12 protein-coding genes are annotated in these 10,236 nt (G+C 60.6%); 7 read left to right on the top strand and 5 right to left on the bottom strand.

From position 1 onward, the window contains the following. Positions 1–162 precede the first annotated feature (162 nt). The 4 genes from htpG (at position 163) to dbpA (ending at position 4,212) form a co-directional block, all read left to right on the top strand. Positions 163–2,073: a molecular chaperone HtpG gene (gene htpG, locus AC07TV_RS22570; protein ID WP_494650643.1), complete on the top strand. Its 1,911-nt coding sequence runs from the start codon at positions 163–165 to the stop codon at positions 2,071–2,073. A gap of 69 nt (positions 2,074–2,142) precedes the next feature. Next, positions 2,143–2,298: a hypothetical protein gene (locus tag AC07TV_RS22575; RefSeq protein WP_494650645.1), complete on the top strand. Its 156-nt coding sequence runs from the start codon at positions 2,143–2,145 to the stop codon at positions 2,296–2,298. A 17-nt stretch (positions 2,299–2,315) separates the two neighbouring features. Beyond that, positions 2,316–2,804: a hypothetical protein gene (locus tag AC07TV_RS22580; protein ID WP_494650646.1), complete on the top strand. Its 489-nt coding sequence runs from the start codon at positions 2,316–2,318 to the stop codon at positions 2,802–2,804. A gap of 7 nt (positions 2,805–2,811) precedes the next feature. Continuing rightward, complete coding sequence (dbpA, locus tag AC07TV_RS22585; protein ID WP_494650648.1) at positions 2,812–4,212, top strand: ATP-dependent RNA helicase DbpA; 1,401 nt, start codon at positions 2,812–2,814, stop codon at positions 4,210–4,212. Between the two features lie 101 nt (positions 4,213–4,313). On the opposite strand, the gene AC07TV_RS22590 is transcribed toward dbpA, so the two are convergent. The 5 genes from AC07TV_RS22590 to AC07TV_RS22610 are packed head-to-tail and all read right to left on the bottom strand — an operon-like array spanning position 4,314 to position 8,077. Continuing rightward, the gene (locus AC07TV_RS22590) at positions 4,314–5,111 is read right to left on the bottom strand and encodes a MipA/OmpV family protein (RefSeq protein WP_494650649.1); all 798 of its coding nucleotides are present in this window, start codon (positions 5,109–5,111) and stop codon (positions 4,314–4,316) included. Further along, complete coding sequence (locus tag AC07TV_RS22595; RefSeq protein WP_494650651.1) at positions 5,108–6,493, bottom strand: ABC1 kinase family protein; 1,386 nt, start codon at positions 6,491–6,493, stop codon at positions 5,108–5,110. The genes AC07TV_RS22590 and AC07TV_RS22595 overlap by 4 nt, the downstream gene beginning before the upstream one ends. Beyond that, on the bottom strand, positions 6,483–6,842 hold the full coding sequence (locus AC07TV_RS22600) for a hypothetical protein (RefSeq protein ID WP_494650653.1): 360 nt from the start codon (positions 6,840–6,842) through the stop codon (positions 6,483–6,485). The genes AC07TV_RS22595 and AC07TV_RS22600 overlap by 11 nt, the downstream gene beginning before the upstream one ends. Positions 6,843–6,869: 27 nt before the next feature. Continuing rightward, positions 6,870–7,328 (bottom strand): DUF3429 domain-containing protein, encoded by a 459-nt coding sequence (locus AC07TV_RS22605; protein WP_494650654.1) that lies wholly within the window; start codon positions 7,326–7,328, stop codon positions 6,870–6,872. 8 nt (positions 7,329–7,336) lie between these two features. Then, entirely contained in the window at positions 7,337–8,077 is a 741-nt protein-coding gene (locus AC07TV_RS22610) for an SDR family NAD(P)-dependent oxidoreductase (RefSeq protein ID WP_494650656.1), read from the bottom strand. A gap of 143 nt (positions 8,078–8,220) precedes the next feature. Between AC07TV_RS22610 and AC07TV_RS22615 the strand changes: the two genes are divergently transcribed. The 3 genes from AC07TV_RS22615 to AC07TV_RS22625 are packed head-to-tail and all read left to right on the top strand — an operon-like array spanning position 8,221 to position 10,222. Further along, on the top strand, positions 8,221–8,787 hold the full coding sequence (locus AC07TV_RS22615; RefSeq protein ID WP_494650658.1) for a lipocalin family protein: 567 nt from the start codon (positions 8,221–8,223) through the stop codon (positions 8,785–8,787). Positions 8,788–8,804: 17 nt separating this feature from the next. Beyond that, positions 8,805–8,954 (top strand): DUF2256 domain-containing protein, encoded by a 150-nt coding sequence (locus tag AC07TV_RS22620; protein ID WP_494650659.1) that lies wholly within the window; start codon positions 8,805–8,807, stop codon positions 8,952–8,954. Further along, complete coding sequence (locus AC07TV_RS22625; RefSeq protein WP_494650661.1) at positions 8,951–10,222, top strand: cryptochrome/photolyase family protein; 1,272 nt, start codon at positions 8,951–8,953, stop codon at positions 10,220–10,222. Before AC07TV_RS22620 ends, AC07TV_RS22625 begins: the two co-directional genes overlap by 4 nt. Positions 10,223–10,236: the final 14 nt, after the last annotated feature.

Here is a 10,236-nt window from a genome sequence, read left to right on the forward strand (position 1 = left end):
ACGCCAGACTCCCCATGCAAAACCCCGTTAGCTCAAGCTAACGGGGTTTCTTGCATTTAGCACCGAAAAATTAAGTCTTCGCTTCGCTCTGCCTCTTGAATTCGCCTGTACAGCCCCCAACTCTCAATCCACGTTCTTAATGTTTCATTGGGAGTTTCAAGCATGTCCGAGTCTGCAACCGCGAGCGCAAATCGCGAAACCCTGGGCTTCCAGGCTGAAGTAAAGCAACTGCTGCAACTGATGATTCACTCCTTGTACAGCAACAAGGAAATTTTCTTGCGGGAACTGGTTTCAAATGCTTCCGATGCTTGTGACAAGCTGCGATTCGAGGCGCTGAACAACAGCGCACTTTACGGCGACGATTCTGAATTGAAGATTCGCGTTGCCTTCGACAAGGCGGCTCGCACGATCACCATTTCCGACAATGGCATTGGCTTGTCGCGTGACGAGGCTGTAGAGCATCTCGGGACCATTGCCAAGTCCGGCACCAAGGAGTTTTTCTCCGCCCTGACCGGCGATCAGGCCAAGGATGCTCACCTGATTGGCCAGTTTGGTGTCGGTTTCTATTCGTCTTTCATCATTGCCGACAAGGTTACGGTAGTGTCCCGCCGCGCTGGTGTCGAGGCCAATCAGGCGGTTTGCTGGGAATCCGGCGGCGAGGGCGATTACACGGTCGAGATGGTTGAAAAGGCCACTCGCGGCACCGACGTCACCTTGCATTTGCGCGAAGGCGAAGACGAATTCCTCGGTGGCTGGAAGCTGAAGTCAATAATTCGCAAGTACTCCGATCACATTACTTTGCCTATCGTGATGAAGAAAGAAGATTGGAAGGACGGCGAACAGGTTGCTACCGATGAAGATGAAACGGTTAATCAGGCCAATGCGTTGTGGGTTCGCTCGAAGTCCGACATTACCGACGAGCAATACAAGGAATTCTACAAGCACGTCGCCCATGATTTCGAAGATCCTCTGGCGTGGACGCATGCCCGCGTTGAAGGCAAGCAGGAATATACGCAACTGCTCTACATCCCCGCGCGTGCGCCGTTCGATCTGTGGGATCGCAATGCCCGCCATGGCATCAAGCTCTATGTGCGTCGCGTTTTCATCATGGATGATGCCGAACAGCTGATGCCGCTCTACATGCGCTTCGTGCGCGGGATTGTCGATTCTGCCGATCTGCCGCTTAACGTTTCGCGCGAGATCCTGCAGCAGAGCAAGGATATCGACGGCATCCGCAGTGGTTGTACGCGCAAGGTGCTGGGCATGCTGGAGGATATGGCCGAGAACGACAAGGAAAGCTACAGCAAGTTCTGGGAAGCTTTCGGTGCTGTGCTCAAGGAAGGTGTTGGCGAGGACCACGCCAACAAGGAGAAGATTGCCGGCCTGATCCGCTTCGCGTCTACTCACAATGACACACCGGAGCAAAACGTTTCGCTGGCCGACTACATCGGCCGCATGAAGGAAGGTCAGGAGAAGATTTACTTCGTCACGGCCGATACCTTCAACGCTGCCAAGAACAGCCCGCACCTGGAAATCTTCCGCAAGAAGGGCATCGAAGTACTGCTGCTCTCCGACCGCGTCGATGAATGGGTCGTTGGCCACCTGACCGAGTTTGATGGCAAGCATCTGCAGTCCGTTGCCAAGGGCGGTCTTGATCTCGGCAAGCTGGAAGATGAAGCCGAGAAGCAGGAAGCCGAAAAGGCGGCTGACGAGTACAAGGAGCTGCTCGAGAAGGTGAAAACCTCGCTCGGCGACAAGGTGAAGGATGTTCGCGTCACCTATCGCCTGACCGACTCGCCGTCCTGCCTGGTGTCTGACGAACATGATCCGTCGGGCAACCTGGCCCGTCTGATGAAGGCGGCTGGCCAGCCGATGCCGAACTCGAAGCCTATCCTCGAAATCAACCCGCAGCACCCGGCGGTGATGCGTTTGAAGTATGAGGAAAGCCGTTTTGACGACTGGGCGGCGCTGCTCTTCGAACAGGCGACGCTGGCTGAAGGTGGCCAGTTGGACGACCCAGCCGGTTTCGTCAAGCGCATCAACGATCTGATGATGGCGCTGTCAGCGAAGTAATCTGCCGAATTTATCGGCAACGAAATAGGGCCGCCCTTGGGTGGCCCTTTTTTACGAGTGGAAATTGGCATGAATTTCCGGTTGACCGTAGCATTGGATGTCAGGTTTCGCGCCGCCTGGGCCGGCAAACCGGGTACACTGTTCTCCTTTCGAGAAACTGATTTCAGGCTGGCTATTTTTCCGGCCTTTGACCCGCTGATTCCCCGCCGTTTCTCATTCCCCTGATATTCATAGGTACTCCGATGCATCCAGTCCACGACGTTGACTCCCTTCTCATTCTCGCTACGGCCCTTTCTTCCAAGCGGCGGCCGGCCGAGCTGGTCGAGATCGTCTCGGCGGCTGATCTGCTGCAGAACAACATTCCCAACGAGGCAAAGCTGGTCGAGGCTTTCGACCGGCTGGCCAAGAGTGGTTTGATCAAGGCGGAGGGCGGTGGTTTCGTGCTGACCGCTGTGGCGCAGGAGATCGTGACCGGCCTGCCGCGCAAGGCGGAAAACCCGGAGCGATTGTTCGCCATCAAGGACCGCCTCTCGGAATACAACATCAAGGGCGAGCACGCCGGCGTTACCGTTGATCCTGCCGATGTGACAAAGGCCATTCTGGCCCATCGCGCCGCGGAGAAGACGACAGCGAAGAACCTGCTGGTGCCCAAGCCGAAGCCGGAAGCCGAGGTGCACAAGCCGGGCCAGCGCCAGCGCAAGCCGATGCCGGCGCGCAAGCGTCGGGATTGAGCGACGCATGCGCGAGACTACTGCTGCCAGCAGCGCTTTCGATACGCTGCCCTTGTCGCCGGCCATGCTGGCCAATCTGGCGCAGCTTGAATACCTGAGCATGACGCCGATCCAGGCCGCCAGTCTGCCGCTGGCCCTGGCCGGCAACGACCTGATTGCCCAGGCCAAGACCGGTAGCGGCAAGACCGCCGCTTTCGGCCTGGCGCTGCTCAATCGTCTGAATACCAGCCGTTTTGCCGTGCAGGCCATGGTGCTTTGCCCGACGCGCGAGCTGGCCGATCAGGTGACGCAGGAAATCCGCCGCCTGGCCCGCTTTGAAGAGAACATCAAGGTGCTGTCGCTGGTCGGCGGCTCGACGCTGCGCAATCAGGCGAACAGTCTGGAAAACGGCGTGCATATCGTCGTCGGTACGCCCGGGCGCATCATGGATCACATGGAGCGCGGTTATCTGAAGCTCGACGAGCTGAATACGCTGGTTCTCGACGAAGCCGACCGCATGCTCGACATGGGCTTCCATGACGACATCGCCTACGTCGCCAAACGTTGCCCGGCGCAGCGCCAGACCCTGCTGTTTTCGGCGACCTATCCGGACGGTATCGCCCTGTTGGCCAGGCAGTTTTTGCGGCAGCCGCGGGAGATCAAGCTCCTCGAGCAGCACGAAGAAACCAAGATTCGCCAGCGCTTCTACGAGGTCAAACATGAAGAGCGTCTCGACGCTGTCGTCCGTCTGCTCAAGCATTACCGTCCGGTCAGCACGCTGGCGTTCTGCAACACCAAGCAGCAGTGCCGCGATCTGGTCAATGTCCTGCGCCACGCCGGCATTCACGCGCTGACGCTGAACGGCGATCTGGAGCAGCGCGAGCGTGATCAGGTGCTCATCCAGTTCGCCAACCGCAGTTGCTCGGTGCTGGTGGCGACGGACGTTGCGGCGCGCGGTCTCGATATCGACCAACTTGAAGCGGTCATTAATGTCGATGTGACGCCTGATCCGGAAATCCACATCCACCGCATCGGCCGCACCGGCCGTGGTGACGAGGAGGGCTGGGCGCTCAGCCTGTGTAGTTCGGGCGACCGCCGCCGGGTGGCGACCATCGCCGAAATGATGAAGTGCAAGCTCGACGTGCTCGACTTGAAAACGCTCGAAGTCACCGACGATTCACCGCTGGTGCCGCCGATGTCCACGCTGCTCATGCTCGGCGGACGCAAGGACAAGATCCGCCCCGGCGACGTCATGGGCGCCCTGGCCGGCGAGGCTGGCCTGACCCGCGAGCAGGTCGGCAAGATCACGGTGACCGATCAGAGCACCTACGTCGCCGTGGCGCGTGCTGTCGCCAAGGAGACCGTGCGCAAACTGTCGGCCGGCAAGGTCAAGGGCAAGACCGTCAAGGTACGGATTCTGACCAACTGAGCGGTTTTGAAATCACGCCAGTCAGTGGCGTGATTTCAATTTTGGTCATTTTTTCCGGTTGACCGTGGAAGTCGCTTGGCGAACGACTGCTTGCGCACTGCCTAGAATTCATACGACACGGCAACGACGCCGGTGGCCGACGTGGCCTGGCGCGTCAGCGGACTATCCTTGGCATCGCCTTGCAGGCTGCTGACCGAAAGAGTGGTCAGGATTGCCACGCTCGGTGAAATTTGATAGCTCAGCGATGCGTTGGCGCGCACGTCACGCAGGCCGAATTCCGGGCGGTAAGCCGCATAGCCACTCGACGCCGACTGGGCTGCGGTAACGCCAAAATAGGACTGCATGTAGTCCTCGTTGGCCAGCGTCATGCTGGCGCCGAAACCGAGGCGCCACAGCGCGGACAACTTCGTCGAATAGCCGGCACCGAGATCGATGAGCATCCCCGCGCTGTCATTGCCCGAGCCGTAACGCAGCGACGAGGTCAGGGTGATTTCCTTGCTCAGCGAATAGTTCAGGAAGGCGCCAAACTCCGCTTTCGGGTCGATATCGCCCATGCCGCGCAGCGCATCCGAACGGCTCTCGTCGCGCCCGAAATCAGCGGTGACGCGCAGGCCGTACTGCAATTCCCGAGTCTGGCCAAAATTGTAGCCGATGCCATTGCGGGTGCCGGCAAACCAGCCGTTTCGCCACTGATAGTCGAGGCCCGGCAGAACCAGCGTTCGCCGCTCGTCGGCGCCCTGGTAGGCCATGCCGGCAATGACGGCCAGCCCGACGGAGCCACGATCCTTGTCAGCCGAGCCGCCGGCCAGGCGAACGGCATCAAAGGCCTGGGCAAATGCATTGGGTGCCGCGAGCGAAAGCAGCCCGATCACGGCGAGGCTTTTTAGCGAGTTTTTCATGGGGACTCCGTTGGGAAATGACTGATTGTTAAATTGGATTGAGGCTGGATTGCGTCCGGGCTCAAACCGCTCGCCCCGGCCACTTCGTGCATATTGACGCGGGCTTTCAATCGAGCCGCCAGCAAATAAAGCCCGCCGAGCTTGCGGTGTAAAAAGAGCGCGTCGGCTGGCGGGGTGTGCCAGAAATCGCGATCCATGCCGAGCACCATGCCGGCGTCGCGGATGCGCACGCCGAGATCAGATGTGCCGAAATCGTATTCGCCGATGTGGCCGAGTGGTTCGCAAGCCAGCGCAAAAATGTCGAGGACGGCCTGACGCTGGCCTTCCTTGATGTCCTGCTGGAAGTAACCGATGGCCACGGCGGCCGAGTTCATGCCCTGGCGGTCGTTGCGCAGGGCGCAGGCCATCAGTTGCCGATAGCTGTCGACCATCGCCGCCGGATAGGCGCGGGTAGCGCCGAAGTCGAGCAGGATGAGCTGCTGCGATGCTGCGGCGTAACGATAGTTGGCAAAGTTCGGGTCAGTCTGGATCAGCCGGAATTCGAAGATTTCGCGAAACAGCAGGCGGAATAGCTGGCTCACGATACGGTCGCGTTCGGCCTGGGGCAGGTGGATCAAGGTTTCCACCGCATCGCCATCGAGGCGCGTCATGGCCAGGATGTTTTCTGTCGTCAGGTCTTCGTGCATTTCCGGCACCATGAACTCGTCGGCATCAGCGAGCAGGCTGGAAAACTGCATCATGCAGGCGCCTTCGCGGCGGTAGTCGGCCTCGTCGTGCAATTGCTTTTTCGCCTCGTCGAGCAGCGGCTTGATGTCCAGCGACTTCGGCAGCAAGCCGGAAACGCGGAGCAGGGTGGCAACGTTGTCGACATCACTGTCGATGCTGCGGCGGATGCCGGGGTACTGGATTTTGACGGCGATTTTTCGTCCATCCTTGCGTTGCCCAAAATGCACCTGGCCAATCGAGGCCGCCGCCATCGGGGTGAAGGAGAAGCGCTCGAAATGGCGATCCCAGCCCTCGCCCCAGTTGGCGTTGAGGGCGGCGACGACCTGACTCATCGGCATCGGGATGGCATCGGCGCGCAGTCGGGAGAGGATTTCGGCCAGCTCCGGCGGCAACAGTTCGCCGGCATCCATCGACAGCAACTGCCCGACCTTCATCGCGGCGCCGCGCAGTTGCGCCAGTTGATCGGCCACGCGGCGCGCGTTGGCCGGCGTCAGCAACAGTTGATGCATTTGCGGCCGCTTGCCCTGGGCAAACTGTCGTGCGCCCTCGGCCAGCATGTTGCCGGCCACCCCGCCGGCCAGCGAGCCGAGCCGGGCCAGGCGCGACCAGCGACCGTGGGGAACGGCCGAGGACTTCGTTACCGGCTCATCGGCCATGCGGTTTCCCGTGAGGATTCCATTTTGGCGGTTCATCCAGCGCTTCCGCCTCGTCCAGCGGATAGGCGTCGGCGACATAAGCCGGACCTTTCATCATCATGACGATGAAGGCGGCAATGCCGACGGTGAATACCACCGTCCAGTGCAGGATGACCAGGCTGATGACGTAAATGTCAGTGGTGGTGATCGCCAGCGCATCATCCGGACTGGCGATCAGTCGCGCCAATAGCGAGGGGATGGCGAGCAGCAGCGTGCCGAACAGAAATGCCTTGGGAAGCTGACGGAGGACGACACGTTCCTTGCCGGCTGGTGTGCAGGGGAAACCGGGCAAACGATTGAACAGGTTCATGGTCCGATCTCCGGGTTTATTCCGTAGTTAAACACAGCTTGCAAAAACACCGGCGACCAGACTGATGACGGCGACACTCGTCAGGCGCAGGCGAAGCGGCAGATACCAGTCCGCCAGCTTCGCCTGACGGGCCAGCCGCCGGTCTTGCAGGTAGTGGGCAATGAAGCCGCCAACCAGCAGCGGCGCGGCAAGGGGTGGCGAGAAGAGGACGGCCAGCCAGGCAATCAGGGCCGGCACGACGCTCCATGTAAACCACGCTGAGCGCTGGCGTTCGGATAGTTCGGGCAGGCTCATGGCCAGCCCCCAATGCAGCGCGCCAATGAAACTCAGGATGATTGCTCCGTAGGCATAGAGTGCATCACTCCACAGCGCGCCATGATGCTGGTCGATCAGGCTGGCCGGTGCCAGCGCCAGAAAGGGGAGCAGGCCGCCATAGCCTAGCCAGGCAACGCTACGCGGCAGGACAGCAATATTTTCGTCAGCCATGATGGGCCTCACTTGACCAAGGGGCGGATGCTGGAAAACCCGCCGTCGAGCGACCAGACCTGCCCGGTGACGCGGACGGCCGAATCGGAAAGCAGCCAGACCATCAGCTCGGCCAGTTCATCCGGCGAGCCGATGCCGGGCAGCGGGTACTGCCGGGCGGCGCCTTCGCGGGCCGCCGGGCTGGCGATGATGCCGGCCGAAGCGGGTGTTTCCATGATGCCGGGGGCCACGGCATTGATGCGGATGCCGTTGGCGGCATAAGTTGCGGCGGCACCCCGGACCAAGCCCTCCAGCCCGGCCTTGGCGGCCGCAACAGCTTCGTGGTTGGGCGTGCCGATGCGCGCTGCGGCGGATGAAACCAGCACGGCGGCACCGGGGCTGCGACCCTCGCGCAAACCGCCGATAAAGGCTGAGAGCGTGTGGAAGGCGCTGATCAGATTGGCGCTCAGGCAATCGTTGAAGTCCGCCTCGCTCATGCGGTGCATGGCACCGAGGCGAATATTGCCGACGCAATGGGCCAGCGCAGTGGGCAGCATCTCGTGCTCCTTGGCCACCTGCAGAATCTGCCGGGCGCCAGCCACCGTTGAGCAATCGGCCACCACTTGCAGGTGCTGGTCGCCAAAGGCTTCCGTCAGGTGGTCGGCTTGGCGGCTGCTCACGATCAACTGCCAACCCTGAGCGGCAAGGCGGGCCACCACGGCGCGCCCGACGCCGCCGGCGGCGCCAGTGATCAGTGCGATCTTGTTCATGTGGGTTCCTTGGTGAGTATGTTTCGTCCTGAACGAAAAATATTGTCCGACATGTGTTGCGAGTAATTGGCTTATTATTGCGACTGTGCGCCACATTTGTCTAGGACAAAATAGCTTTGGTCCCGTTCTGGTGGTTTCCCGAAATGCCTTCCGAAAGCCTGCTCATGTTGTTTATCCGCTCCGCCATCCTCACCCTGTTTTTCGCCCTGACACTGGCTGGCTGTTCGACGGCGCCGCCCGAAGGCGTTCGCCCGGTGACCTCATTCGACATCAATCGCTACCTCGGGCAGTGGTACGAAATCGCCCGGCTCGACCATTCGTTCGAGCGTGGCATGAGTGATGTCAATGCCACCTACCAGTTGCAGGATGACGGCAGCGTCAAGGTCATCAACCGGGGTTACGACACGCAGCGGCAGACGTGGAAGGAGGCCATCGGCCGCGCCCTGTTCATCGGCGATCCCGGAACGGCTTCGTTGAAGGTGTCATTCTTTGGCCCGTTCTACGGTGGCTACCACGTGATTGCGCTCGATCAGCAGAACTATCGCTGGTCGCTCGTCGCCGGTCCGGATCGAGATTATTTGTGGATTCTTGCCCGCGACAAGACGCTGCCAGCCGAGGTCCGCGAGCAACTGGTCAGTCAGGCGCGGGCGCTGGGTTTTGCCACCGACAAGCTGATCTGGGTCGAGCAAAAGCGGACCGATACGAATTGACGCGGCCGGTTTTCTGAATGCACGCTGTGAAAAAATCCGATCTGCCGAGCAAAATCTGCCTTTGCTGCGGTCGACCGTATTCCTGGCGCAAAAAGTGGGCGGCGGTCTGGGCGGAGGTCAAGTATTGCTCCGAGCGTTGCCGGCGCAATCGCCAGGGAAAATCATGACCACGCTTCGCCTTATCCTCGGCGACCAGCTCAATCCGGAACACAGCTGGTTCTCGGCGCCCGATGACAACGCCGTTTATGTGCTGATGGAAGTCCGGCAGGAGACCGATTACGTCCTGCACCATGCCCAGAAAATCATCGCCATCTTCGCCGCCATGCGCGACTTCGCCAGGCAGTTGCAGCTAGAGGGGCATCGCGTGCACTACCTGGCGATTGACGACCCGGCCAACCGCCAGTCGTTGCCGGCCAATCTGGATGCGCTGATCGCCGAGTATTCGGCCAGCGCCTTCGCGTATCAGGCGCCCGACGAATGGCGGCTCGATCAGCAACTTGCCGACTACGCCAAGCAGCTCGCCATCCCCGGCCGGATGGTCGATAGCGAACATTTTTACAGCCGGCGCGCCGAAGCCGCGCAGTTCTTCGCCGAGCGCAAGCAATGGCTCATGGAGCATTTCTACCGTCAGATGCGGATGCGGCACGGCGTGCTGATGAGCCCCAACGGCAAGCCACTCGGCGGCCAGTGGAATTTCGATCACGACAACCGCAAGCCCTGGCCCGGCCTGCCGCGCGAGCCGGCTGACTGGCGCAGCGAGCACGATCATTCGGCGCTTTGGGAAAGTATCCAGCAGGCCGGCGTGGCCAGCTTTGGCGAGCCGAACGCGCAGCGCTTTCGCTGGCCACTGAATCGGGCCGAAGCCGTGCAACAGCTTGACGACTTCATCGCCGAAGCCCTGCCGAATTTCGGCGATTTTGAGGATGCGATGTCCCATCGCGCCTGGCGACTCTTCCACTCTTTGCTCTCCTTCGCCCTGAATACCAAGATGCTCAATCCGCACGAGGTCGTTGCCAAGGCCGCAGCCGCCCATGAATCCGGCCGCGTGCCGCTGGCTGCGGCAGAAGGTTTCATCCGGCAGATTCTCGGCTGGCGCGAGTATGTGCGTGGCGTCTATTGGGCCAACATGCCCGGCTATGAGACGCAGAACTTCTTCGATCACCATCAGCCGCTGCCATCATGGTTCTGGACCGGCGAAACGAAAATGCGCTGCCTGGCGCACGCCATCGGCCAGTCGCTGGAGCATGCCTATGCCCACCATATTCAGCGCCTGATGGTCATCGGCAACTTTGCGCTGCTCGCCGGGCTCAATCCGGCGGCGGTACATGGCTGGTATCTCGGCGTTTATATCGACGCCTTTGAATGGGTTGAGAGAGGTGGCCCCGCGCAGTTGGACAGAAATTCGGTTTTCTTAAGTGAACTCTCTGCGGGTTAAGCCGCTGCGGCGAG

This window comes from Azonexus sp. GW821-FHT04F04 (genome assembly GCF_059420025.1).